Consider the following 24,194-nt stretch of genomic DNA (forward strand, 5'->3'; position numbering starts at 1 on the left):
CTTATATAAGATACAACTCTTGTCTTACCCAAGACCATGCGGTAGGAATGATGCAACCCCGCCAACAAGGGGAGCCGACAATTGAACAGGGAGGGAAATGACATGCAGCGTGCAAAGCATCTGACACGCCCGATGGCCGGCACGGCCCTGGCAGGCTTGGCCGGCACGGCGCTGGCCCTGGTGAGCCTGTCCGGCACGGCGATGGCCCAGGAAATCCTGCTGGAGGAAATCATCGTCACCGCGCAGAAGCGCGTGCAGAACCTGCAGGATGTACCGGTGGCCATCAGCGTGGTGACGGGCGATCAGCTGGAACAGGCCAATGTGAATTCGGCTGAGCAGCTGTTCCAGCGTGTGCCCACCATCACCTTCCGCAAGGGCAACACCAACAAGGACAGCGCCATCTCCATCCGTGGCGTCGGCACCATCTCGTTTGCCTCGGGCGTGGAACCGTCGGTGTCCACCGTCATCGACGGCGTGGTCTATGCCCGCGCCGGCCAGCAGACGGCCGATTTCCTGGACCTGGAACGCGTGGAAGTACTGCGCGGTCCGCAGGGATCGATCTTCGGCAAGAACGCGTCCGCCGGCGTGGTCAACATCACCACCCGGTCCCCCGGCGCCACGCCCAAGGGCTTTGTCGAGGGCTCGTATTACGAGGGCAACGAATACCGGCTGAAGGCCGGGGTTTCCGGCCCGCTGTCGGACAAGCTGTCGGGCCTGATCACCGGCTTCTTCAGCCATTTCGATGGCAACGGCAAGAACGTGTTCAACGGCCATGACGTCAACGGCTACGAGCGCTATGGCGCGCGCATGAAGCTGGAGCTGGAAGCGACGGAGAATGTCAGCTTCACGGCCATCGCCGACTATGCCAAGGGCAATGACAATGGCTATGCCGACAGCATCGGCACCGTCTTCGCCGGCGCCTTCAACGACCAGATCTTCAAGCCGTCGCTGGCCCCGCTGACGCCGGGTGCGAAGAACAAGGATATCGACAACGACCTGGACCCCAAGACGCGGGACAAGAATACCGGCGTCTCCTTGCAGGCCGATATCGACCTGGGCGATGCGTCCATCACGTCGATCACCGCCTATCGCCACTGGTACAATTACCAGCAGCGTGACGGCGATTTCCGCTCCGATGCACCGGCCTATGTCGCCACCGGTGTGGCGGCCAGCGATGCCCGCTCCCATGACCGCGGCGACCTGTCCTTCGACCAGTTCACCCAGGAACTGCGCATCGCCTCCAGCGGCCTGAACTTCATCGATTACGTGGCCGGGCTCTACTATTACACTACCAAGGAGGTGGACTTCTTCAACCGCACGGTCACCGCCTGTACCGCCACCACGCTGGCGGCGGTGAACGGGCTGCTGCCCTGCCGCGAGGGGGCATCGACCTATGTCACCCAACAGGGCAATGCCGATTTCACCACCAAGCTGAAGAACTATGCCGCGTTCGGTCAGGCGACGGTGAACTTCACCGACGATTTCCGCGCCATCCTGGGTGGGCGCTATACGGAGGACAAGGTGTCGTTCGATTTCGAACGCCGCTCCACCTCCGCCGCCGCCTTCGCCGGTGTCCGCCCCTATTTCGCGGCCAGCGGATCGACCAAACAGGACGGCATCTCCGGCAATGCTGGCATCCAGTACGATTTCGCCGACGACATCATCGGCTACGCCACCTACACCCGTGGCTACAAGGGCCCGGCGCTGAACGTGTTCTTCAACATGATCGCCACCGACACGCTGCCCATCTCCGAAGAAACGTCCAACGCCTATGAGGCCGGCCTGAAGACCCGCTTCCCCGAAGCAGGATTGATGCTGAACCTCGCCGCCTTCAAGACCGTCTATGACGGGTACCAGGCCAACAATCTGGAACTGGTGGCCGGCCAGGTGGTGACGCGCCTGACCAATGCCGGTTCGGTGTCCACCCGCGGTCTGGAGGCCGATTTCACCTGGGCCGCCACCCGCGACCTGGAATTCAATGGCGGCCTGTCCTACACCAAGGCCCGCATCGACAAATTCAAGTGCCCGACGACGACGCCGACCTGCGCCGACGCCATCAATGGCAAGCGCCTGCCTTTCTCCGCCAAATGGAAAGGGTCGGTCACGGCCGACTGGCGCCTGCCGGTGGACCTGCCCAATGGCGACCTGAACCTGAGCAACAGTGTCCAGTTCACCTCCAAGCAGGGGTTCGACATCAACCAGAACCCCAACGCGGTCCAGGACGGCTATGCCACCTGGGACGCGGTGCTGGCCTGGCAGTCGGATGACGACAAGTATCGCGTCTCGCTGATCGCCAAGAACATTACGGACAAACAGTACGTGATCCTGCGCATTCCCAATGGCACCGCCTTCATGCGCCAGATCACCCCGCGTGACGCCGAACGGTATTTCGGCGCCTCCGTCCGGGTCGGTTTCTGACTTGGGACTTCCCAACTACCAGCCTTTTCCACCCCCCGGCGCCACGTGCGCCGGGGGATTTTTTGTTGGGGGATAGCGTGTTTTCCCGCGACGGTCTGTGCTGTGGGGGTTCAGCAATATCTACCGTCACCCCGGCGAAGGCCGGGGCCCAAGTCGTAGAGCAAAGCGCTTGTCACTTGGGCCCCGGCCTTCGCCGGGGTGACGGTGGAAAGGGTGGCAACGGTGGTGCCCAAAGGTCTCGCAGCGGCCTCGCTTTCGCGAGGGGTAGGGAAAAGTGCAGGTGTTAACGCGACGTACCCACCATCCCCCTGAGCACCTTCTTGTCGATCTTCCCCGTGGCGCCCAACGGCATGGCATCTACGAACATCACATCGTCCGGGATCTGCCATTTCGACAGGCGGCCCTGGAAATGCGCCAGGATTTCCGCCGCCGTCGCCTGCGTCTCCGGTTTCAGCTGTACCACCAGCAAGGGCCGTTCGTCCCATTTCGGGTCGGGTATGGCGATGGCGGCGCACAGGGCGGCCTTGGGGTGGCTGGAGGCGATATTCTCGATCTCCAGCGAGCTGATCCATTCCCCGCCGGACTTGATCACATCCTTGGCCCGGTCGGCGATGCGCATATAGCCGTACTGGTCGATATCGGCGATGTCGCCCGTGTCGAACCAGCCGTCACCATCCAGCACCTGCCCGCCATCACCCTGCAAATACCCGCCAGCCACCACCGGCCCGCGCACCAGCAGGCGGCCCATCTGCGTCCCGTCATGGGGCAGATAGTCCCCGTCCTGGCCGCGCAGGGCCAGATCGATGCCCAGCGGCGGGCGGCCCTGACGGATGCGGTATTGCATCTGGGCGTCAAAATCCGTGCCCGCCAGTTCCGGCACCAGCTTGAAATGCGTGCCGATGGGCGAGGTTTCGGTCATGCCCCAGGCATGGCGTGCCTCCACCCCGTAATCATGCAGCCGGCGCAAAACCGCCTCGGGACAGGCCGCCCCGCCGATGAGCACCCGCTGCAGCGGCCCGAAATCCCCGCCATGGCGTTCCAGATGCTGGATCAGGGCCTGCCAGATGGTGGGCACGGCGGCGGCGAACGTCACCCCCTGCCCATGGATCAGGTCCAGCAGCGAGGCGGGGTCCAGCCGCGCCCCCGGCAGCACCAGCTTGCACCCCACGGCCGCCGCGGACAGCGGGATGCCCCAGGCATTGGCGTGGTACATGGGCACGATGGGCAGCGCAACGTCGCGCACCGACAGGCCCATGACGTCGGGCTGCAAACTCATCCACATATGGATCATGGTGGAACGATGGGAATAGAGCACGCCCTTGGGATTGCCCGTCGTGCCCGAGGTGTAGCAAAGGGCGGCGGCCTGGCGCTCATCGAAATCGCCCCAGGGTCGGCCATCATCGCTGTGCGCCGCGATCCAGTCCTCATATGCGATGGCCTGGGGCAGCCGGGAACGGTCCACGTCCCCCTCCCCGCACAGCAGCACGACATGCGTGACCGTCGGGCAATCGGGCAGCAATTCCGCCACCAGGGAGGCGAAGACCGGATCGGCCAGGATCACCCGGTCACCGGCATGGTTGATGATGAAGCGGATCTGGTCCTTGAACAGGCGCGGGTTCAGCGTGTGGCAGACGGCCCCCATGCCCATGATGGCGAACCAGGCCTCCACATGCCGGTCACTGTTCCAGGCCAGCGTCGCCACCCGATCGCCCAGACCGATGCCCAGCCCGCGCAGGGCCGTCGTCAGGCGCCGCGCCCGATCGCGCAATCTCGCATAATTGGTGACCGCCAGGGCGCCATCCGCCGATGCCTCCACCCGCCGCGTCACGACCGGCCGCGCCCCGTCCCAGCGCGCGGCATGGTCGATGATACGGTTCACGGTCAGCGGCCAGTCCTGCATCAGCCCGAGCATCCACATCTCCCTTTTCAGTGCGCCCTCATTTCCTTATTCCCAACCCGATGGCTGGACAGGGCGCTGTGTTAAGTCTTATATTAGATATAAGAGTTTCAAGAAACAGGAAGCCCACCGTCGGGCCTTGCCCGCCGCGCATGGGATGTTGAGGGAAGGGAACAAGATGCAATTGATCGAAACGGCGGGCGGCTTCGACCTGATCCTGGCAGGTCGGCCGCTTCTGCGCCACCGGCCTGACGCACCCTGCCTCTATGTCGGCCTGGGCGATCCGCGTGTGGAGATGTATCATGGCCATTTCGATATCGAGGATAATGTCATCGAGCGTGTGGGCCTGCGTCACGCCGCGGTCACGCACGACGATGCCATCCGCATTGCCCTGTCGATCGCCCCGTCCCTGCCGCCGCTGGTCATGCTGACCCTGTCGGGCGGGGTGCAGGATGCAAGCATCCGCATCGATGCCGTCGACCCATCCCTCAACCGCCTGTGGTTGCGTGTGGTGGCCGAGGATGGGGAGCATCTGTGGGGCGGAGGCGAACAGCTTTCCTATTTCGACATGCGCGGCCGGCGCTTCCCGCTTTGGACCTCGGAACCGGGCGTGGGGCGCGACAAGTCCACCCTGCTGACCTTCCAGGCCGACCAGAAGGGCAAGGCCGGCGGCGATTATTACAAGACCAACTATCCCCAGCCGACATACCTGTCGTCGCGCCGCTATGCCCTGCATATCGACACGACGGCCTACAGCGCCTTCGATTTCCGCAAACCCGATTGGCACGAGCTGGAAATCTGGGCCGCCCCGGCGGTGATCGAGCTGTGGGCGCGGGACAGCTTCACCGATCTGGTCACCGCGCTCGCCGACCGGTTCGGCCGGCAGCCGGCGCTGCCCGACTGGGTGCTGAAAGGGGCCGTCATCGGCCTGAAGGACGGTGCCAAGAGCTTCGAGCGGCTGGAGAAATATGCCGATGCCGGGGCGGCCCTGTCCGGCCTGTGGTGCGAGGATTGGGTGGGCTTGCGCATCACCAGTTTCGGCAACCGGCTGTTCTGGGACTGGAAATGGAACGAAACCCGCTATCCCGGCCTGGATGTGCGGATGAAGGAGCTGCATGAACGCGGCATCCGGTTCTTAGGCTATGTGAACCCCTATCTCTGCGTTGATGGCAGCCTGTACCCCGAAGCGGAAGCCGCTGGTTATCTGGCGAAGAAGCTGGATAGTGAGGAAACCTATACGGTCGATTTCGGGGAGTTCGATTGCGGCGTGGTGGATTTCACCAACCCGGCCGCCGCCGACTGGTTCGCCGAACGGGTGATCGGGCAGAACATGCTGGATTTCGGCCTGTCGGGCTGGATGGCGGATTTCGGCGAATATCTGCCCACCGATGTGCGCCTGTTCGACGGCACCGACGGCATGCTGGCCCATAATGCCTGGCCCGTGCTGTGGGCGGAGGTGAATGCCAAGGCGCTGGCCAGCCGGGGCAAGACGGGGGAGGCCGTGTTCTTCATGCGCGCCGGCTATAGCGGTGTGCAGCGCCATTGCCCCCTGCTGTGGGCCGGCGACCAGTCGGTGGATTTCAGCCGCCATGACGGTATCGGCACGGTGATCACGGCGGCCCTGTCGTCGGGCCTGCTGGGCAATGCCTATCACCATAGCGACATCGGCGGATACACCAGCCTGTTCGGCAATGTGCGCACGCCGGAACTGGTGATGCGCTGGTCGGAAATGGCCGCCTTCACCCCCTTCATGCGCAGCCATGAGGGCAACCGCCCGCGCGAGAATGTGCAGATCGATGAGGATGCGCAGGTCCTGGCGCATTTCGCGCTGATGACCCGGATCTATGTGCATATGGCACCCTATCTGCGGGCCCTGTCGGCGGAGGCGGTGGCCACGGGCCTGCCCGTGCAGCGGCCGCTATTCCTGCATTTCCCGGACGATCGGGCGACCTACGCGCTGCAGGAAAGCTATCTCTACGGTGCCGACCTGCTGGTGGCACCGGTGATCCAGCCGGGGGTTGACCGCTGGACCACCTATCTGCCCAAGGGGGCGGATTGGGTGGAGGTGTGGACGGGGGCCACGCATGCCGGCGGGCGTGAGGTGACGGTGGACGCGCCGCTGGGCAAGCCGCCACTGTTCTACCGCGCGGGGAGTGATTGGGCGGGGCTGTTCGCGGGAATCGCCAGGGTAACGTGAGGCGCCGTAGGTCAGGTCGAGCCGAAGGCGAGCCCTGACACCACTGGCACCGTCGCTTGTCAGGGCTCGCCTTCGGCTCGACCTGACCTACGTTTCTTCCCCAAAAGGACGCCCCCATGCGTTTCGGCCTTCACCGTACAATGCTGCTGGCGCTGGTCATGCTGGCCGGCATCCTGAACTATACCGACCGGCAGATCATCGCCGTGCTGAAACCCATGCTGGAACAGCAATTGGGCTGGTCCGATGCCGATTACGGCATGCTGGTCGCCCTGTTCCAGGGCGCGGCGGCCGTGGCCTTCGTCTTCGCGGGCTGGACCATCGACCGGCTGGGCTGGCGCGTCGGCAACCCGGCCGCCGTGGGATCCTGGAGCCTGGCGGCCATCGTCCATGGCATGGCCACCACGCTGGGCGAGTTCAAGGCGGTGCGCATCGCCCTGGGGGCGACGGAGGCCTTGGGCACGCCCGCCGCCATCAAGACCATCTCCCTCTGGTTCCAGGCGCGCGAACGGTCGCTGGCACTGGGCTTCATGAATGCCGCCGGCAATATCGGCGCCATCATCGCGCCGCTGATCGTGCCGGTGATCGCGCTCTCCTATGGTTGGCGGTCGGCCTTCTACATCATGGGCGGGCTGGGGCTGGTCTGGGTGGTGGCGTGGTGGGCGCTGACCCGCCTGCCCTATTTCCAGACGCCGCCGACACCGGCCGCGGTGACCGGCGGGGCGCAGGTGCCGTGGCGCACGGTGCTGCGCGACCGCCGCACCTGGGCGTTCGCCGGCGCCAAGGTGTTTTCCGATCAGGTCTGGTGGTTCCTGCTGATGTGGATGCCGGACCTGTTCACCCGGGTCTTCGGGCTGGACATGCGCAGCTTCGGCGTGCCGCTGGCCACCATCTATGCCATCGCCGCCTTCGGGTCGCTGACCGGTGGCTATGTGTCGGGCCGCATGCTGGCGGCGGGCATGAGCCTGAACAAGGCGCGCAAGCTGACCCTCCTGATCTGCGCGCTGCTGGTGCTGCCGGTGCCGCTGGTGCTGCTGGTGGAGAATTACTGGCTGGCCGTGGCGCTGCTGGGCCTGACCCTGGCCGCCCACCAGGGCTTCTCCGTCAACCTGTTCGCCATCGCCACCGACATCGTGCCCCAGGGCCGGGTGGCCACGGTGGTGTCGATCGGGGCGCTGTGCGGCAACCTGGCGGGCATGGCCATCCTGCAGGCAGCCGGCTGGGTGCTGGCGGCCGGCGGGTCCTACGCCCCGATGTTCGCGCTGGTGTCGGTGTCATATCTGCTGGCGCTGGGGTGGCTGCATCTGCTGCAACCGGTGCTGAAGCCGGCGGACGCGGCGTGATGCGGGGTCAGGCCAGGGCCACCCTGGCCCAGGCCTGATACGCCGCCTCGGCCTCGTCCGTTCCCACCTGCGGCAAAAACTCCGCGTCATACTGGGCGAAGCGGGGCAGATCGCCAGGGCCTAGCAACCCCACGCCCAGCCCGGCGGCGATGGCGGCCCCATAGGCCGTCGCCTCCTTCACCTTATGCCGGCGCACGGGCATGCCCAGCGCATCCGCCTGCAATTGCAGCAGCGGGTCGCTGGCACTGACCCCGCCATCGACGGGAAGGTGACCGGGCACCGTCAGCCCCGGCGTGGCCGCTACGGTATGGGCGATCTCGCGAAAGCGCAACGCGATGCCCTGCAGCGCCGCACGGGCGACATGGGCGCGACCGGCCCCCGCATCCAGCCCGGAGATCAGCGCGCGTTCATGGAAGCGCCCATGCGGCGCCCCCAGCCCCTGCAGCGATGGCCGCACCACCACGCCGCGCGTGTCGGACACCGATGCAGCAGCGGCCGACAGGACGGCCGCATTGGCGAACATACCCATCTCCTGGCACAGCCAGGTCAGGAAGGCGCCGCAGGTGATGACCATGCCCTCCACGCACCAGGACACCGCCCCATCCAGCCTTGTCATGGCCTGGATCGGCACGGTGCGGTGCGGGCTGATGGGGGTGTCGCCGGTCGATGCCATGACCACCCCCGACGTGCCATATGTCGCCTTCCATGCACCGGACGACAGGTCGCCATGGGCCAGCATCCCCGCCTGCTGGTCGGCCATCACCGCCGCCACCGGCACGGACACGTCGAACAGGGCCGGATCACTGGTGCCAATCGGCCCCCAACTGTCGGTGATGTCGGGGAACAGACCCGCATCCAGCCCCTGATGCGCGATCAGCGCCGGGTTCCACCCCGCATGGTCGGGATAACCGATATAACCCGACAGCCAGGCCGACCCGATATCGGTGACATGCGCTCCACCGCCGGTCAGCCGGTGGATGAGGTAACTGTCCAGCGTGCCCCAGCACAGCTCCCCCTGCCCCATGCGAGCCCGTCCGTCGGGCACCAGATCCAGTGCGGCCTCCAGCTTCGCGGCCGGCACCTGTGGCCACAGTGTGAAGCCGGCGGCGCGCAGCTGCTTGTACCGGTCCATGCCGCGCAGATCGCTCCACACCAGCACGGGCGCCACGGGCCGGCCCGTGGCCCGATCCCACATCACCGTGCTGGATCGCTGCGTCGTCACCCCGATGCCGGCCACATCGCGCATGTGCCGGCCGGCCTGTTCCAGCGCGCGGGCGATCACCGACCGGCAGATGGCCCAGACCTGCTCCCCATCCTGCTCCACCCGTCCCGGCGCCGGAAACGCGGACGGAATCGCCTGCTTGGCCCCGGCCAGCACCGTGCCGGCCGGATCGGCCAGCAGGGCGCGGGCACCGGTGGTGCCGCAATCGAGGGCCAGCAGCAGTTCAGGCATCGGGGATCAGGTTTCCGGGGTTCATCACGCCATTGGGGTCCATCGCCGCCTTCAGCCGGCGCAGCAGATCGACACCCGATGCCCCCAGGTCATGCGCCAGATACGGCTTGCGCAGCCGGCCGGCGCCATGATGATGGGCGACACCGCCGCCATGGCGGGCCGTGGCCTCCAGGATGCGGTGCCAGCATTCGAAATAGGCGGGTTCCATACGGGAAGTATCCTCGAACGTCGCGGCGAAGGAGAAATACAGGTTAATCCCGGACCGGTAGACATGGGAACTGTGGGCAGAGGCGTTGACCACACCTTCCACCCCGTTCAGCCCGGCGATGACGTCGTTATAGATCGCCCCGATCTGCGTCCAGCTGCCGGAAATTTCGGCCGTGTCGGCGACATAGCCGCGTTCGAACATGTCCTTCCAGGTCGGCACATGGTTGCGCCGGCGCAGCCACATCTCCGCCGCCTCCGCATCCCCCGGCTCCAGCCCGGCGGCCATCGCGATGGCGGCCACGGCGGGCAATTCCGCCTCCACCCGCTCGCGCGGCCCCTCATGCACCATCAGCAGCATGGCTTTGCCGTCGCGCTGGAAATCCTTGAACAGGCGGCGCACCTCGCGCCCATCATACTGGCGCATCACCGGAGGCTTCCAATCGGCCTGCGCGATGCGGCGCTGCGCCTCGAACCCCGCCTCCATATCCTGGGCGAAGAACACGGAGCATTGGCGGAAGGGGGCCGCCCGGCGCAGCGACAGGGTGACGCCGGTGATCACGCCCATCGTGCCTTCCGCCCCCATCAGGATATGGCGCAGGTCCGGCCCGGCCGCCGCGCGCGGCGCCTTGCCCAGGGTGACGATGTCGCCATTGGGCATCACCGCCTCCACCGCGTAGATCATATCCTCGATATTGCCATAGGCGGTGGAGAACTGGCCCGAGGCGCGGGTGGAGACCCAGCCGCCGACGCTGCTGATGCCGATCGATTGCGGCCAGTGCCCGATGGTCAACCCATGGGCCGCCACCGTCTCCTCCGCCAGCAACCCGTTCATCCCGGCATCGAAACCGGCCAGCAGGTTGGTCTCGTCGATGAAGCGCACCGACGCCATGCCGCCCATGTCCAGCAGGATGGCATCCGGCGTCGGTTCCACCCCGCCGCACACCCCGCTGCCCAGGCCGAACGGGATCAGCGGCACGCGATATTCGTTGGCCAGCAGTACCACCTGGCGCACATCCGCCACGCTTTCCGGCCGCACGACGACGCCCGGCACCGGCACCTGTTCCCCGCGCCAGTCGCGCAGATGCTTCACGCACCATTGGTCGAAACGCCGGGCGCGCACGGCTTCGGCGTCGCCCAGCACCTTGTCGCGGCCGATGCGTTCGGCCAGCAGGTTGGTGATGTTCATGGTTATTTTCCTCCCGCGTCGGGCAATAGGGCCCGCCGGCTGTTCCGGTCCAGTTGCAGGCAATGATGGATCTCGGCGGCCCGGCGGCGTTCGTCCCAGCCCAGCAGCCGGCCCATGGCATCGGCCGCCGGGGCCAAGGCGGCACGCCCCGCCTCTTTGTCGAACCAGGCCCGCGCACTGCGCCGGACCCAGTAATCCTCCAGCGTCGCCGCCCCCTCATGCAGGACCCCATGGCGCGCCTCTGCTGCCACGTCGTCGCCCCCGGCCCGCACCAGCATCGCCTCCGTGCCATAAAGCCGGTCCAGGCGGTCGTCGCCGTCCAGCACCCGCTCCCCCCCCGGCAAAGGCAGGTCGGCGGTCAGGCAAGGTTGCAGGCGCCGTTCCAACCGGACCGCCACATCATCGACAATGCGCGCCGCCATGGCGCGATAGGCCGACAGTTTGCCGCCGGCGATGGCGATGACGCCGCTGGGGCCGACCCACATCTCGTCCTTGCGGGAAACCTCAGTTGCCTTCTTGCCCGCCTCCCCGATCAGGGGGCGGATGCCGGCCCACAGGGCCACGATGTCCTGGTCGCGGATGGGCGCCACATCCATGGCCGCCTCCGTCGCGCGCAGCAGGTAATCGATGTCGGCGGCGCCGATCTCCGGCCAGTAATCGACGGTGGGATGGAAATGGTCGGTCGTGCCCAGATAGGTGAAACCACCGCGCGGTACCGCGAAGATGTTGCGCTTGTCCGGTGCCCGCAGGATCAGGGTCGATGAAACCGGTAGCAACGCACGCGGCAGCACCAGATGGATGCCTTTGGAGATGGCGAGCCGTCGCCCGCCATCTCCCGCCGCCAGCGCCCGGATCCCATCCACCCAGGGGCCGGCGGCATTCACGATAACCTTGGCCCGCACCCGCGCCGCCCTGTCCTCCCCCAGTAGGCTGGACCGGGCGACCAGGCCCACGGCCCGCCCGCCCTCCTCCAGCAACTGCTCCACCCGCGCATGGTTCAGCACCACGGCACCGGCGGCGGCGGCGGACCGGATATTGGCCAGGGTCAGGCGGGCGTCGTCGGTCAGGAATTCCGGATAGGCCACAGCGCCGTTCAACCGGTCACGGCGCAGATGCGGTTCCCGCCGTGCCAGCTCGTCCAGGCCCCAGACCTCATGCTGTTCCGCCGCCGGCACCCCGCCCAGCTTCTCGAAGCTCCACAGGGCGGCGCGCAGCTTGGCCTGCGTGGCCAGTGACGTGGTGGGGATGACGAACGGGGTCAGCCGGGCCAGATGCGGGGCGATGCGGCGCAGCACCTGACGCTCCGACGCGCTCTCCCGCACCAGGGCCACATCGCCCTGGGCCAGATAGCGCAGGCCGCCATGGATCATCTTCGATGACCGGCTGCTGGTGCCCGACGCGTAATCCGCCGCCTCGACCAGCGCCACGGACAGGCCGCGGAGCGCCGCATCGCGGGCGATACCGGCGCCGGTGATGCCGCCGCCGATGATCGCCAGATCAAAGGTTTCAGCTTCCAGCCGGGCGAAGCTGGCGGCACGCTCCCCCGCATTCAGGCTGGCCCCCATACCCATCCGTTCCTCCCGCCTTTGTCTTCTTGTCTTCCTCAGACGGTACGGGAATTGCGGGACCTATGGTGATGCGTTCTGGGAAACAGCCCTGTCCCGCCGCATGGCCAGCGCCGTCCACACCGCCCCGGCGAAATCCACCAGCCCGAACAGGACCAGCAGTCCCGGCGCCAGCCCCGTCAGCACCAGCCCGGCAAAGCTGGCCAGCACGATGACACGGGTGACGATGGTGATACGCTGGAACCCCACCCCTTCCGCCCCGGCATGGTAATAGAGGCCCAGATTGAACACGATCACCCCCAGCACCCGTATCCACGGCTCCTGCGTCGGTGCCAGCCCCAGCAGGCCCAGCAGCAGGTTGGGCACGAACAGCAGGGTCAGGCCGTTGGCCCCTAGATAAAGCGCGAACAGGCGGACGGATCGGGCGGCATGGGACATGGGTTCGTCTCCGGCATGGCAATTTTTGCCAATAGATGGCAAACTGACTGTCTGTTTCTGGATGGAGGTCGCGATGGCGACGATGAATGTCTCGGTACCCGACCGTATGCGCGACTGGGTCCAGTCCCAGGTCGACAGCGGCAACTATGCCAGCGCCAGCGACTATGTCCGCGACCTGATCCGGCGGGATCAACTGGTACAATTCATCTACGCCGATGCCGTCGCTAAGGTTGAAGCAGCCATTGCTGAGAGCATGGAAGATATTGCCGCAGGGCGCGTGACACCAGCAGAGGAGGTCTTCGACCGATTGGAGGCCAAGTATTCAGCAATGATCAAGGAGCGTAAGCAGGGGCGGGCACCGAAGACGAATAAGCCCTGACCCCCGCCCCCAGCGCCGCGACCCACAGCGCCAGCCCCAGATGCAGCCCGATGATCCTTGCATCGGTGTCCAGCAGGCCCGGCACCCGCGTCAGGGCGGCCACGACCACCCCCGCCATCGACAGGCCCAGCCAGAGCCGCCCCGGTCCCACCCGCATCAGCCGCACCGTCCCCGCCAGGATGAACAGGCTGGCAAGCGGTCCGACCAGCGCCTTCTGCCCCATCAGCGCCAGCCCCGCGACCAGCAGCACGGCGATGCCCAGCACCAGCGGCCAGCGCCGTCCGTCCGGCACCAGGAACAGGGCCGCCGCCGCGCTGGCGAAACCCACCAGCGCATAAAGGTCGGACGCCCCCTGGTGCAAGGCCGGCAGCCAATCCCCCTCCACCCCGCCGAACCGGGCCGCCCCCGCCGCCGACGGCATGGAAAGCGCCAGGATGGCGGCCCCCAGCAGGCGCACGCCCCCATTCCCACCCGGCAGCGTCAGCAGCACCCAGCCCGCCCACAGGCAGGCCAGGGCCAGGATCGCGTCACTCCCCGCCAGCAGCATCGGCTATCTCCCGCGTCATGACGGGCACCGGATGCGGGCCGCCGGGAACGGGGAGGCCCGGCGTGCCGGCCTGGTCGGGATGGCGGCGCAGATAGGCTTCCTTGATCTTTTCGGTATCGTCGCGGCTGCCATCATGGCTCCAGCCCGGCGGGCCGAACAGATAGAGGAACCGGTCCTTCAGGGACAACCCGCCCTGCGCCTGATCCTTGAAGATGCCGACAAATTCATGGAAGGCGATACGCAGCGGGTTGAAGGTGCCCAGATCGCGCACCAGCCCGAACCGCACCGGGTCTTGGTCCTGCTCCGGCACGAAGGTGCCGAACATCCTGTCCCAGATGATCAGGGTGCCGGCATAGTTGCTGTCCAGATAGCGCGGGTTTGACCCGTGATGCACCCGGTGGTGCGACGGCGTGTTCATCACCGCCTCGAACCAGCCAGGCATGCGCCCGATGGCTTCGGTATGCACCCAGAACTGGTACAGCAGGTTGAGGGAGGAGGCGAAGATCAGGATGGCCGGGTGGAAGCCCAGGAAGGCCAGCGGCAGCTTCAGCACGAACAGCCCCATGACCATGCTGCTCCAGGGCTGGCGCAGGGCCGTGGCATAGTTGAAATGCTGGCTGGAATGATGGACGACATGGCTGGCCCACAGCCAGCGGATGCGGTGCATGAACCGGTGCGCCCAGTAATAGCGCATATCGTCGATCAGGAAGCAGGCCAGGATCGCCCACAACGACGTGCCTAGGTCGAACAGCCGGTGATCATACACCCAGAACATCACGGCCGACACGCCACCGCCGATCAGCAGGCCCGACAGCATGGCGGCGAAGACCGACCCCACCCCCATGGCCATGCTGGCAGCACTGTCACGCGTCTCGTAATGCGCCTTCACCAGATGCAGGCGCATCAGCACCAGTTCCAGGACCAGGAGCAACAGATAGAGCGGACTGGCCAGGGTGGCGACGTCAGGATAGCTCAGATTGTCCGGCATCGTTTCTCCCCCGTTTCCTCGTTTTTTACTTCTGCGGCAGAGCCGCCAGCCGCTCCTGCCAATGCTCCGCCGCCGCCGCATCGGCAAAGACCAGACGGAAGGCGGGTGCGGTGAAATCGGCCAAGGTCAGGCTCAGGGCCCCGTCGCGCAGCGTCCAGCGCCGGATGCCACCCCGCCCCACCACCCGCGCCGCCCAATATCGCCCCATGGGCAGCAGCAGGCCGAACCGGTCGGCATCACCCAGATCGACCAGGGCCGAGAGCCCGTCACGCGACAGGGTCGCCCCCGCCGCACCCGCATCGGGCAATTGTTCCTGGAAGCGGCGAAGAGCGGTTTCGCGGTCGGCCAGGGGCGCAATGGCACTCTGGCCCAGCCAATGGTGCAGGGCGAGGATGAACAGCATGAACAGGCTGCTGCCCACAATCAGATAAAGAAGTGTCATCAGGTTCCGCCTCTGCAGCCCTGGCGATCATATTCGGGGTGGAGTGTTCCCGTTCTTGCCAAAAAATCATCACCTGATGCAGGACGCATCATGCATCAAGGCAGGATTGGTGATGTATGGTGGAGATAAGAAAATCAGCAAAGCACTTCGCCGGAAGAGCGATGGCGTAGGGGAGCAAGTGATATGGCGGACTTAAGCGGCCTGCTGGAAGCCCAGCGCCTGGCCGTGCTGCGCGATGGCGCGCCCGGCCTGAAGGAACGGCTGGCGGCACTGGATGGCTTGGCCGCCCTGGTCCGCCGGCATCTTGAGGACCTGATCGCAGCCGTCAGTGCCGATTTCGGCAACCGTCCCCGGCAGGAGACGGAGTTGGGCGAGTTGATGCCGCTGATGAACGGTATCCGCCATGTCCGCCGTCACCTGAAGGGCTGGATGAAGCCGCAGCGGCGTGGCGCCGGCCTGGCGTTCCAGCCGGCCAGCGCGCGGGTGGAATACCAGCCGCTGGGAGTCGTCGGCATCCTGGCCCCCTGGAACTATCCCCTGTTCCTGACGCTTGGCCCGCTGGTCGATGCGCTGGCCGCCGGCAACAGGGTGATGATCAAGCCGTCGGAACTGGCGCCCCGCACTGCGGAAATGCTGCGCGTCCTGCTGGGCACCCTGTTCGCCGACGACCGGGTGGCGGTGGTCGCGGGCGGGGCGGACATCGCGCAGGAATTCTCCCGCCTGCCCTTCGACCATCTGGTCTTCACCGGCTCCACCCGCGTCGGCCGGGCGGTGATGCAGGCGGCGGCAAGCAACCTGACGCCCGTCACTCTGGAACTGGGCGGCAAGTCGCCGGTGCTGATCCTGCCTGACTATCCGCTGGACAAGGCGGCGCGCACACTCGCCATGGGCAAGTTCTTCAACGCCGGCCAGACCTGTGTGGCGCCCGATTATGTGCTGGTGCCACGCGACCGGCTGGACGCATTCGCCCAGATCCTGATGGACCGGGTGCAGGCGATGTATCCCGCCATCAGCGGCAATCCCGATTACACCAGCATCATCGCCGACCGCCATCATGCCCGCCTGGTGGCGATGGTGGCCGAGGCGACGGCGGCGGGGGCACAGGCGATGCGCCATCGCGATCCGGGCAACGATGCCGCCCGGCTGTTCCCCCCCACCCTGCTGATCGACCCGCCGGTGGATTGCATGGCGATGCGGGAGGAGATTTTCGGCCCCATCCTGCCCATCATCCCCTATGACCGGGTGGAAGATGCGATGGCGTTCGTGAATGCGGGCCCCAAGCCCCTGGCGCTCTATTGCTATTCCGACGACAGCGCCCGGGTAGCGAAGGTGCTGGACGGCACCCGGTCCGGCGGCGTCACGGTGAATGCCACCATGCTGCATGTCGGGCAGGAGGATCTACCCTTCGGCGGCGTGGGGGAAAGCGGCACCGGCGCCTATCACGGCCGTGAAGGGTTCCAGCGCCTGTCCCATGCCCGCGCCGTGCTGCGCGTGGGGCGCTTCAACCAGTCGCATCTGGTGGCGGCCCCTTATGGAAAGATGACGCAATGGGTGACGCGACTGTTCATCGGGGGCCCATCATGAATCTGCGCCGCCTTCAGCATTTCGAGGCCCTGTACCGCCTGCAAAGCTTCGCCCGCGCAGCGGACGAGCTGGCCATCACCCAGTCGGCATTGAGCCGCAGCCTCCAGAAGCTGGAGGAGGAGCTGGGGGCGGTCCTGTTCGACCGCACCACCCACTATGTCCGCGCCACCGATGCCGGCGACCGGCTGATCCGGCCCGTGCAGGATGTGCTGGCCGCGACCGAGAACCTGGACAGTGCCGCCAACCAGCTGAGCCGGCCGGGGTCGGGCAATGTGCGGGTCGGCGTCGGTCCCTATCCGATGCAGCCGCTGCTGACCCGCGCCATCGGCCGGTTCGGTGCGGCCCATGGCGGGGTGCGGGTGACGGTGACGGGGGGCACGGCCGATGTGCTGTTGCAGGGGCTGGTCGACCGGTCGCTGGACCTTGTGGTCTGCGATATCAGCAAGTTCGACGGGTCGGCCTATGCCGACGAGGTGGTGGTGACCGCCCTGCCGCGCGAACCGCTGATGCTGGTCACATCCGCTGCCCATCCGCTGCCCGAGGGGCGGGAGCGGCGCGATGCGGTGGTGGAGCGGCCCTGGGCCCTGCCCCGACCGGCGCCGGGCAGCGAGCATCGCTTCGCCGCCCCCATACGCGCCCGCATCGCCCAGCGCAGCTTTCCCAATTACGAACTGGACAGCACCTTGGCCTGCCTGGAGGTGGTGCGCCAGGGCCCGGCCATCACCGTCGTCCCCCGTTCCCTGGCGCTGTCCGCCTGCCGCGACGGCGATCTTGTGTCCTACGCGATGCCGGCGGGGGAGCAGACCAATGACGGCATCCACCTGCTGCGCAACCGCAGCCAGAGTGCCGCCGTCACCGCCTTCGTGAGGATGCTGCGCGAGACGGCGCAGGCGCTGGTGGCGGGGTGACGGCGCAGATCATGGGGCCGCCGCCGCCAGATCCCGCAGATCATCGATCAGTGCGGTGACCCGTTCCGGGTCGGCATCCCAGGCGAACATGAAGCGGGCAGCACCGCCGATGAAGCTGTAGAAGCGCCAGCCGCGTTCCCGCAATCCGTCCAGCATCGCGATGGGGGCCGTCAGGAACACGGCATTGGCCTGCACCGGATAGGCGGCGACCACCCCTTCCAGCCCGACAATCGCCGCCGCCAGCCGGGTGGCGCAGTCATTGGCGTGGCGGGCATTGTCCAGCCAGGCGCCGCTTTCCAGCATGCCCACCCAGGGGGCGGCCAGGAACCGCATCTTCGACGCCAATTGCCCCGCCTGCTTGCAACGCCAGTCGAAATCCAGGGCCAGGTCGCGGTTGAAGAACAGGATCGCCTCCCCCACCGCCATGCCGTTCTTGGTGCCGCCGAAGCACAGCACATCCACCCCGGCCTTCCAGGTGATGTCGGCCGGCGCGCAATCCAGTGCGGCACAGGCATTGGCGAAGCGGGCGCCGTCCATGTGCAGGCGCAGGCCCAACTCGCGGCAGACCCGGGAGATGGCCTGGATTTCCGCAATGGAATAGACCAGCCCCGTCTCCGTCGGCTGGGTGATGGTGACGGCGCGCGGCTTGGGAAAATGGATGTCCGACCGGCCGGTGGCCAGGGCGCGCACGGCGTCGGGCGTCAGCTTGCCGTCCGGCGTGGGCGCCACCAGCAGTTTGGACCCGTTGGAGAAGAATTCCGGCGCCCCGCATTCATCCGTCTCCACATGGGCCGAGGATGAGCAGATGACGCTGTGATAGGACTGGCACAGCACCGCCAGCGCCAGCGAATTGGCCGCCGTACCGTTGAAGGCGAAGAACACCTCGCAATCGGTCCCGAACAGGGTGCGGAAGGCGTCGGAAGCGCGGTCGGTCCACGCATCTTCGCCATAGGCCGGCACATGGCCGGCATTGGCCGCTTCCATCGCGGCCCAGGCGGGCGGGCAGATGCCGGCGTAATTGTCGCTGGCGAATTGCTGGGGAAATTGCTGCATGTCCGACGTCCCTTCCGGCTTGTGACTGCCTTCGAGTGACGTGACGACGCGCGTGGGCTTCCCGTTTTTTGCCGGTCCGGCCACATCCCTCCTTATCGGAGGCACCACCTTGCCCGGGAGCAGGTTGGTGTCGGGCGTCGGCCCGACTCTCGATGCATGGACAGGTGAGTAGCCGGACGCCGCCGGATTGGCAAGCTGCGAAATTCTCCAATCAGGCATGCATCCCGATTGGAGAATAGAGTCCTGATTGGGACGGATATTTAAGAAGCCAGCCGCTCATCATGCAGGGAGAGAAGCGACTGCATCAGTTCCTCGTCGGCACTGGACATGATGCCCAGCACCTCCGCCTCCTCACACCCTTCCGCCACCAGATAGGCATGGCCCATGGTGCTGTCTATATAGATGGATTGCCCCTGCTCCAGAATGACGGGATCATAGAATTCTGTATTCACCACCACCCTCCCCTTCAGGACGAAGATGAATTCCTCACCGGAATGGTGGACGAGCTGGCCGAATTGCTTCGACGTCTTGGCCCTGATCTTGGTCAGAACCGGTATCATCCGCTTCCGGCGCAGTTCCGTGCACAGATAATAATAATCGTAATTGTCGGTTTCCACCCGAACCGCGCGATCCAGGTCGCCGAAGCTGCGCCGCGCCGTCACGGCGGCGGGCGACGGGTCCCCCTCCGGCTCGGCAAACAGCTCCGACATGCGCACGCCCAGCCGCCGGCTCAATTGCTGCAATTTGTCATAGGTCAGGGTCAGGCGGTCATGCTCCACCTTCGACAGGGTAGAGACCGGAATCCCGCTTTTCTCGCTCATTTCCTTGAGAGTCCAGCCTTTGCGGGAGCGCAGGCCGCGCAGCAACGCACCGAGGGTGGGAAGAGCGGAGGACAAGTGCAGATACTCCATTGACGAATTTTCTGATCAGGATCATATTGTCCCAATCAGGACAAACATGGCAACTTAGCCAGGCAATTCTATTGCCAACCGGCCGACAGGGCAATCAGCAAGCAAGGCCCGTCCCCGTGGCGGCACCCCGAACAATGGTGATCGAGTAATGGCACGACTGCACATGACGGTCGCGACCGAACGGTTGCGTCTGGCCCAACCCTTCCGCATCTCCGGCTATGTGTTCGAACATTCCGACGTCGTCGTCGTGACCCTGTCCGACGGGGAATATCAGGGCCGCGGTGAAGGCGGCGGCGTGTTCTTCCTGGGCGACGATGTCGCCCACATGACAAGCCAGCTCGCCGAAGCCAGCACCGCCATCGAGACCGGGGTGACGCGCAGGGAACTGCGCCATATCCTGCCGCCCGGTGGTGCGCGCAATGCCGTGGATTGCGCCCTGTGGGAGTTGGAAGCGGCACGCAGCGGCCGGCCGGTCTGGGAACTGGCCGGGCTGGCGGCTCCCAAGGCGCTGCGCACCACCTTCACGCTGGGCGCCGATACGCCTGAAGTGATGGCCCAGGGCGCGCGCAACTATGCCGATGCCAAGGCCATCAAGATCAAGCTGACCGGTGACCTGGCCCTGGACATCGCCCGAGTCCGGGCGATCCGTGCGGCGCGGCCCGATGCCTGGCTCAGCGTCGATGGCAATCAGGGCTTCACGGCCGACCAGCTGGACCCGCTGATCGCCGCCCTGCAGGCGGCCGGCGTCGCCCTGCTGGAACAGCCGCTGGCCCGCGACCGCGACGCCGACCTCGAAGGCTACCGTTCCCCCATGCCCATCGCCGGGGATGAAAGCATCGTGTCGCTGTCCGACATCGCCGGCGCCGTCGGTCGTTTCAACGTCGTCACCATCAAGCTGGACAAGTGCGGCGGCCTGACCGAGGGGCTGCTGATGGCGGCGGAGGCGAGGAAGCTGGGCCTGGGTGTCATGGTCGGCAACATGGTCGGCACCAGCCTGGCCATGGCCCCCGCCTTCATCCTGGGCCAGCTTTGCGACATCGTCGATCTCGACTCACCGATCTTCCTGGCCCGCGACCGCACCCCAGGCGCCGTCTATCGCGATGGCGACATCCATGTCGGTGGAGAGGTTTGGGGCACGCGTGACGCAGCGGATCGGAAAAATCTTTGACACATAGTGAAATTGGAAAATAATGTTCCAAATAGGATGATGTCGACCCAAACAAGCCAAAAGGCGCGAAACCGGGTCAGAAACGGGAGAGTTTCATGGGGATGCTTCGTAATACGCTGCTGCTGGCCACCGGTATGATGGCCGTCACCGCACCGGTCCTGGCGCAAGGCCAGCCGACCGCATCCTCCGGCATCCTGCTGGAGGAGATCATCGTCACGGCCCAGAAGCGCCGGCAGACGCTGATCGATGTGCCGCAATCGGTGTCGGTGGTCACCGGCGCCACGCTGGAAAAGCAGCAGGCCAACACCATCCAGGATTACCTGCAGCTGGTGCCTGGCCTGCAACTGGCCCAGGACACGCCCGGCCAGGGCCGTCTGGTGATGCGCGGCGTCAATACCGGCGGCGTGGCATCGACCGTGTCGGTCTATATGGACGAGACGCCGTTCGGCTCCTCCACCGCCCTGGCCAATGGCGCCATCCTGGCCGGCGATTTCGACACGTTCGACATCGCCCGGGTGGAGGTGCTGCGCGGACCCCAGGGCACGCTCTATGGCGCCAGCTCGCTGGGTGGTGTGCTGAAATACATCACCAACGAACCCGACACGGACGGGGTGGAAAGCCGTTCGCGGGTAGGTGTAGAGACCACGAAGGGCGGCGACCTGTCCTATTCCGGCAATACGCTGGTCAATATGCCGATGGGCCAGGATTTCGCCGTGCGCGCATCCGGCTATTACCGCAAGACCGGCGGCTTCATCGACAGTATCGGCACGGCCGGGTCGGACCGGGAAAACAACATCAATGACAGCCAGAGCTATGGCGGCCGGGTCTCGGCCCTCTATGCCCCGGACAACGGCTTCTCGCTGCGGCTGACCGCCCTGTTGCAGGACATCAAGGCCGACGCGCCCAGCACGGTGGAGAGCGATCACGAAACCATCGCCATGCTCTATGGCCGCCCCACCTTCTCGCAGTTCATCCCGTCCTTCCGCGATATAAAATACCGCGTCTATAACGGCACGGCCAAGTACGAGGCGGGGTTCGCCGATATCCTTTCCTCCACCAGCTTCTCCTCACAGAAGCAGGCCAGCCGCACCGACCTGACCCATAACCTGTCGGGCCTGATCAACGGCGTCTTCGGCACGCCCAACGAGATTTATCTGGGCCAGGACACCAATGTCGAAAAATTCACCCAGGAACTGCGCCTGACCTCGTCGGAGGCGGGGCCGTTCGAATGGCTGGTCGGCGGCTATTACGTGCATGAGAAGGCGTTGATCCGGCAGGGCTATTTCGCCGTGCAGCCCGGCACGCTGAACCCGGTCACCAGCCTGCCGCTGCTGGCCGATGTGCAGTTGCCCTCCAAGTACGAGGAATTCGCCGGCTTCGCCAATGCCACCGTGCATCTGAACGAACAGGTCGACGTCGATTTCGGCGCCCGCTACAGCCATAACCGGCAATCGGCCAGCCAGACCACCGACGGCGTCCTGGCCGGTGGTGCGTCGGCATATCCCGACATCCGGTCGTCGGAAAACGTCTTCACCTTCTCCGCCGCCCCGAAATACAAGATTTCGGAGAATGCGTCGCTCTATGTCCGCGTCGCCAAGGGCTATCGCCCCGGCGGGCCCAACCCGCTGCCGCCGACGGCACCGGCCGATGCGCTGCGCCAGTTCGACAGCGATACGCTGATCAGCTACGAAGCCGGCGCCAAGATGCAGTCGCCGGACGGCATGGTCAGCGCCGAACTGTCGGTCTTCCATCTGGACTGGCGCGACATCCAGCTGATCGCCGTGGTTGACGAGTATGGCATCAACATCAATGGCGGCAAGGCCAAGAGCAATGGTGCCGAAGGTACCGTGACCTTCCGACCCATGCGGGGCCTGGAACTGTCGGCCAACGCCGCCTATACCGACGCCAAGCTGCGTGACGACACCACACCGGTCATCGGCGGCCTGGACGGTGACCGCCTGCCCTTCACGCCGAAATTCACCGCGGCGCTGAATGGTGATTACAGCTGGGACCTGACGGGCGACATCACCGCGTCGGTGGGCGGGTCGGTACGTTTCCTGTCCAAGCAATATGGCAGCTACGACGCCGCCTATCGCACCGCCAACGGCCATCAGCGGCAGTTGCCGTCCTATGAGGTGATCGACCTGCGGGCCGGGCTGGATTTCGGCAGTTTCGCGCTGGATGCCTATGCCAAGAATATCGGCAACAGCAAGGGCCGCACCTCCACCGGCTCACGCATGGCCAATGGCGGGCCGGTCAATCCGGGCGGGGCGCTGGCCACCGGCATCATCCGTCCGCAAAGCTTCGGGCTGACCCTGTCGACAAGCTATTGACGTAGGCGCGGCGGATGGCGGTCCTTAACCAGGATCGCCATCCACGCCGCAGGAGACAGCATGCCCGACGCCACCGACCTCCATCGCCGCCTGCTGACGCTGGATGCCCATCTCGACACGCCCATCCATTTCGCACGGCCGGGCTGGCATTTCGATGAGCGGCATGAACTGGCCGATGATGTCGCCCAGCTGGATATGCCGCGTATGGAAGGCAACCTGTCCGGCGGCTTCTTCGTCATCTATACGGCGCAAGGACCGTTGACGGACGAGGCCTATGCGGCGGCCCTGGCATCGGCCCGCCGCCGGTCGCGGGAGATCGACGAGACGCTGGCCCGCTTCGCCGACCGGATCGGGCCGGCCACCACAGTTGCCGATGCCACGCGCCTGCATGGTGAAGGCCGGATGGTGGCGTTCCGCAGCATCGAGAATTGCTACCCGATCGGCGAGGATCTGGGCCTGCTGGCGGAATTCCACGGCCATGGCGTGCGCATGGCCGGACCGGTGCATGTGCGCACCAACCAGCTGGCCGACAGTTCCACCGACATGCCCCGCTGGAACGGGTTGAGCCCCTTGGGCGAGGCCTGGGTGGCGGAGATGAACCGGCTGGGCATGGTGATCGATGCCAGCCACGCATCGGACGCCGCCTTCGACCGGATGCTGGAACTGTCCAAGGCGCCCCTGGTCCTGTCCCATTCCGGCACGCGCGGTTTCTACGATCATCCGCGCAACCTGGATGATGACCGCATCCGGGCGCTGGCGGCCAGGGGCGGGGTCATCGGCTTCACCACCATCTATCTGTCCGCCATGCACATGTCGGCGGAACGGGCCGGCCTGTTCCGCACCATGGGCCATATCGGCGACCTGTCGGTATCCGAACAGCTGGACCTGGCCCGGCGCTGGAACGCGCTGGACGCCACCGCGCCGATGTGGCGGGCGGATTTCGAGGATTACATGAAGGCCCTGCTGCACACGATCCGCGTGGCCGGTATCGACCATGTCTGTTTTGGTGCCGATTGGGACGGTGGCGGCGGGGTCGAGGGTTTCCGCGACGTGACCGCCCTGCCCCGCGTCACCGAACGGCTTCTGGCCGCCGGCTTCGACGAGGCGGATCTGGAGAAGCTGTGGAGCGGCAATCTGTTGCGCGTTCTGGCAGAAGCCGGCTGACGGCGCTTTCGACAAA

The 24,194-nt window shown here is 66.0% G+C and carries 19 protein-coding genes and 1 riboswitch; of the genes, 9 read left to right on the forward strand and 10 right to left on the reverse strand.

Annotation, left to right across the window (positions count from 1 at the left end; translation table 11 throughout):
* Nucleotides 1–102: 102 nt before the first annotated feature.
* Nucleotides 103–2,418, forward strand: coding sequence for a TonB-dependent receptor (locus ACM9HJ_RS02875; RefSeq protein ID WP_416570169.1), 2,316 nt, complete (start codon nt 103–105; stop codon nt 2,416–2,418).
* A gap of 283 nt (nt 2,419–2,701) precedes the next feature.
* Here ACM9HJ_RS02875 and ACM9HJ_RS02880 read toward each other — a convergent pair whose 3' ends face one another.
* A complete protein-coding gene (locus ACM9HJ_RS02880) occupies nt 2,702–4,330 on the reverse strand; it encodes a long-chain fatty acid--CoA ligase (protein WP_416570170.1) in 1,629 nt (542 codons plus the stop codon).
* Nucleotides 4,331–4,493: 163 nt separating this feature from the next.
* Between ACM9HJ_RS02880 and ACM9HJ_RS02885 the strand changes: the two genes are divergently transcribed.
* Complete coding sequence (locus ACM9HJ_RS02885; protein WP_416570171.1) at nt 4,494–6,512, forward strand: alpha-glucosidase; 2,019 nt, start codon at nt 4,494–4,496, stop codon at nt 6,510–6,512.
* 116 nt (nt 6,513–6,628) lie between these two features.
* The gene (locus ACM9HJ_RS02890; RefSeq protein ID WP_416570172.1) at nt 6,629–7,852 is read left to right on the forward strand and encodes an MFS transporter; all 1,224 of its coding nucleotides are present in this window, start codon (nt 6,629–6,631) and stop codon (nt 7,850–7,852) included.
* A gap of 7 nt (nt 7,853–7,859) precedes the next feature.
* On the opposite strand, the gene ACM9HJ_RS02895 is transcribed toward ACM9HJ_RS02890, so the two are convergent.
* Genes ACM9HJ_RS02895 through ACM9HJ_RS02910 form a run of 4 tightly spaced genes read right to left on the reverse strand, consistent with a single transcriptional unit; the run spans nt 7,860 to nt 12,701 of the window.
* Nucleotides 7,860–9,305 (reverse strand): FGGY family carbohydrate kinase, encoded by a 1,446-nt coding sequence (locus tag ACM9HJ_RS02895; protein WP_416570173.1) that lies wholly within the window; start codon nt 9,303–9,305, stop codon nt 7,860–7,862.
* Nucleotides 9,298–10,698 (reverse strand): FAD-binding oxidoreductase, encoded by a 1,401-nt coding sequence (locus tag ACM9HJ_RS02900; protein ID WP_416570174.1) that lies wholly within the window; start codon nt 10,696–10,698, stop codon nt 9,298–9,300. The genes ACM9HJ_RS02895 and ACM9HJ_RS02900 overlap by 8 nt, the downstream gene beginning before the upstream one ends.
* A 2-nt stretch (nt 10,699–10,700) precedes the next feature.
* Entirely contained in the window at nt 10,701–12,269 is a 1,569-nt protein-coding gene (locus tag ACM9HJ_RS02905) for a glycerol-3-phosphate dehydrogenase/oxidase (RefSeq protein ID WP_416570175.1), read from the reverse strand.
* Between the two features lie 57 nt (nt 12,270–12,326).
* Nucleotides 12,327–12,701 carry a hypothetical protein gene (locus ACM9HJ_RS02910; RefSeq protein WP_416570176.1) on the reverse strand — a complete coding sequence of 125 codons (375 nt, stop codon included), beginning with the start codon at nt 12,699–12,701 and terminating at the stop codon, nt 12,327–12,329.
* 73 nt (nt 12,702–12,774) lie between these two features.
* Between ACM9HJ_RS02910 and ACM9HJ_RS02915 the strand changes: the two genes are divergently transcribed.
* Nucleotides 12,775–13,080, forward strand: a complete 306-nt coding sequence (locus tag ACM9HJ_RS02915; RefSeq protein ID WP_416570177.1) for a type II toxin-antitoxin system ParD family antitoxin — start codon at nt 12,775–12,777, stop codon at nt 13,078–13,080.
* On the opposite strand, the gene ACM9HJ_RS02920 is transcribed toward ACM9HJ_RS02915, so the two are convergent.
* From ACM9HJ_RS02920 to ACM9HJ_RS02930, 3 genes are read right to left on the reverse strand one after another with little or no spacing between them, the layout of a single operon-like run.
* Nucleotides 13,034–13,627: a hypothetical protein gene (locus ACM9HJ_RS02920; protein WP_416570178.1), complete on the reverse strand. Its 594-nt coding sequence runs from the start codon at nt 13,625–13,627 to the stop codon at nt 13,034–13,036. The genes ACM9HJ_RS02915 and ACM9HJ_RS02920 overlap by 47 nt on opposite strands.
* On the reverse strand, nt 13,608–14,615 hold the full coding sequence (locus ACM9HJ_RS02925; protein WP_416570179.1) for a sterol desaturase family protein: 1,008 nt from the start codon (nt 14,613–14,615) through the stop codon (nt 13,608–13,610). The genes ACM9HJ_RS02920 and ACM9HJ_RS02925 overlap by 20 nt, the downstream gene beginning before the upstream one ends.
* A 25-nt stretch (nt 14,616–14,640) precedes the next feature.
* Complete coding sequence (locus tag ACM9HJ_RS02930; RefSeq protein WP_416570180.1) at nt 14,641–15,057, reverse strand: hypothetical protein; 417 nt, start codon at nt 15,055–15,057, stop codon at nt 14,641–14,643.
* A 183-nt stretch (nt 15,058–15,240) separates the two neighbouring features.
* Here ACM9HJ_RS02930 and ACM9HJ_RS02935 point away from each other — a divergent pair, with 183 nt between their 5' ends.
* Nucleotides 15,241–16,641, forward strand: a complete 1,401-nt coding sequence (locus tag ACM9HJ_RS02935; protein ID WP_416570181.1) for a coniferyl aldehyde dehydrogenase — start codon at nt 15,241–15,243, stop codon at nt 16,639–16,641.
* Nucleotides 16,638–17,549 carry a LysR family transcriptional regulator gene (locus ACM9HJ_RS02940; RefSeq protein WP_416570182.1) on the forward strand — a complete coding sequence of 304 codons (912 nt, stop codon included), beginning with the start codon at nt 16,638–16,640 and terminating at the stop codon, nt 17,547–17,549. The genes ACM9HJ_RS02935 and ACM9HJ_RS02940 overlap by 4 nt, the downstream gene beginning before the upstream one ends.
* 9 nt (nt 17,550–17,558) lie before the next feature.
* Here the strand turns inward: ACM9HJ_RS02940 and ACM9HJ_RS02945 are convergent, their stop codons facing one another.
* Together ACM9HJ_RS02945 and ACM9HJ_RS02950 are read right to left on the reverse strand one after the other, a co-directional pair.
* A complete protein-coding gene (locus ACM9HJ_RS02945) occupies nt 17,559–18,602 on the reverse strand; it encodes a threonine aldolase family protein (protein ID WP_416570183.1) in 1,044 nt (347 codons plus the stop codon).
* A 54-nt stretch (nt 18,603–18,656) separates the two neighbouring features.
* Nucleotides 18,657–18,763: riboswitch (SAM-I-IV-variant riboswitch) on the reverse strand.
* Nucleotides 18,764–18,862: 99 nt separating this feature from the next.
* Complete coding sequence (locus ACM9HJ_RS02950) at nt 18,863–19,513, reverse strand: helix-turn-helix domain-containing protein (RefSeq protein WP_416570184.1); 651 nt, start codon at nt 19,511–19,513, stop codon at nt 18,863–18,865.
* A gap of 163 nt (nt 19,514–19,676) precedes the next feature.
* Between ACM9HJ_RS02950 and ACM9HJ_RS02955 the strand changes: the two genes are divergently transcribed.
* The 3 genes from ACM9HJ_RS02955 (at nt 19,677) to ACM9HJ_RS02965 (ending at nt 24,178) form a co-directional block, all read left to right on the forward strand.
* Complete coding sequence (locus tag ACM9HJ_RS02955; RefSeq protein WP_416570185.1) at nt 19,677–20,681, forward strand: dipeptide epimerase; 1,005 nt, start codon at nt 19,677–19,679, stop codon at nt 20,679–20,681.
* A gap of 95 nt (nt 20,682–20,776) precedes the next feature.
* Nucleotides 20,777–23,014, forward strand: coding sequence for a TonB-dependent receptor (locus ACM9HJ_RS02960; protein WP_416570186.1), 2,238 nt, complete (start codon nt 20,777–20,779; stop codon nt 23,012–23,014).
* Between the two features lie 60 nt (nt 23,015–23,074).
* The gene (locus ACM9HJ_RS02965; protein ID WP_416570187.1) at nt 23,075–24,178 is read left to right on the forward strand and encodes a dipeptidase; all 1,104 of its coding nucleotides are present in this window, start codon (nt 23,075–23,077) and stop codon (nt 24,176–24,178) included.
* The last annotated feature ends 16 nt before the right edge of the window (nt 24,179–24,194 follow it).

This window comes from Niveispirillum sp. KHB5.9 (genome assembly GCF_048066115.1).
Classification (GTDB): domain Bacteria; phylum Pseudomonadota; class Alphaproteobacteria; order Azospirillales; family Azospirillaceae; genus Niveispirillum.

What these genes read in the sequence shown, in the direction of transcription:
- ACM9HJ_RS02875 (WP_416570169.1), top strand. Translation starts at nt 103, where the DNA reads ATGCAGCGTGCAAAGCATCTGACACGCCCGATGGCCGGCACGGCCCTG.
- ACM9HJ_RS02880 (WP_416570170.1), bottom strand. Translation starts at nt 4,330, where the DNA reads ATGCTCGGGCTGATGCAGGACTGGCCGCTGACCGTGAACCGTATCATC.
- ACM9HJ_RS02885 (WP_416570171.1), top strand. Translation starts at nt 4,494, where the DNA reads ATGCAATTGATCGAAACGGCGGGCGGCTTCGACCTGATCCTGGCAGGT.
- ACM9HJ_RS02890 (WP_416570172.1), top strand. Translation starts at nt 6,629, where the DNA reads ATGCGTTTCGGCCTTCACCGTACAATGCTGCTGGCGCTGGTCATGCTG.
- ACM9HJ_RS02895 (WP_416570173.1), bottom strand. Translation starts at nt 9,305, where the DNA reads ATGCCTGAACTGCTGCTGGCCCTCGATTGCGGCACCACCGGTGCCCGC.
- ACM9HJ_RS02900 (WP_416570174.1), bottom strand. Translation starts at nt 10,698, where the DNA reads ATGAACATCACCAACCTGCTGGCCGAACGCATCGGCCGCGACAAGGTG.
- ACM9HJ_RS02905 (WP_416570175.1), bottom strand. Translation starts at nt 12,269, where the DNA reads ATGGGTATGGGGGCCAGCCTGAATGCGGGGGAGCGTGCCGCCAGCTTC.
- ACM9HJ_RS02910 (WP_416570176.1), bottom strand. Translation starts at nt 12,701, where the DNA reads ATGTCCCATGCCGCCCGATCCGTCCGCCTGTTCGCGCTTTATCTAGGG.
- ACM9HJ_RS02915 (WP_416570177.1), top strand. Translation starts at nt 12,775, where the DNA reads ATGGCGACGATGAATGTCTCGGTACCCGACCGTATGCGCGACTGGGTC.
- ACM9HJ_RS02920 (WP_416570178.1), bottom strand. Translation starts at nt 13,627, where the DNA reads ATGCTGCTGGCGGGGAGTGACGCGATCCTGGCCCTGGCCTGCCTGTGG.
- ACM9HJ_RS02925 (WP_416570179.1), bottom strand. Translation starts at nt 14,615, where the DNA reads ATGCCGGACAATCTGAGCTATCCTGACGTCGCCACCCTGGCCAGTCCG.
- ACM9HJ_RS02930 (WP_416570180.1), bottom strand. Translation starts at nt 15,057, where the DNA reads ATGACACTTCTTTATCTGATTGTGGGCAGCAGCCTGTTCATGCTGTTC.
- ACM9HJ_RS02935 (WP_416570181.1), top strand. Translation starts at nt 15,241, where the DNA reads ATGGCGGACTTAAGCGGCCTGCTGGAAGCCCAGCGCCTGGCCGTGCTG.
- ACM9HJ_RS02940 (WP_416570182.1), top strand. Translation starts at nt 16,638, where the DNA reads ATGAATCTGCGCCGCCTTCAGCATTTCGAGGCCCTGTACCGCCTGCAA.
- ACM9HJ_RS02945 (WP_416570183.1), bottom strand. Translation starts at nt 18,602, where the DNA reads ATGCAGCAATTTCCCCAGCAATTCGCCAGCGACAATTACGCCGGCATC.
- ACM9HJ_RS02950 (WP_416570184.1), bottom strand. Translation starts at nt 19,513, where the DNA reads ATGGAGTATCTGCACTTGTCCTCCGCTCTTCCCACCCTCGGTGCGTTG.
- ACM9HJ_RS02955 (WP_416570185.1), top strand. Translation starts at nt 19,677, where the DNA reads ATGACGGTCGCGACCGAACGGTTGCGTCTGGCCCAACCCTTCCGCATC.
- ACM9HJ_RS02960 (WP_416570186.1), top strand. Translation starts at nt 20,777, where the DNA reads ATGGGGATGCTTCGTAATACGCTGCTGCTGGCCACCGGTATGATGGCC.
- ACM9HJ_RS02965 (WP_416570187.1), top strand. Translation starts at nt 23,075, where the DNA reads ATGCCCGACGCCACCGACCTCCATCGCCGCCTGCTGACGCTGGATGCC.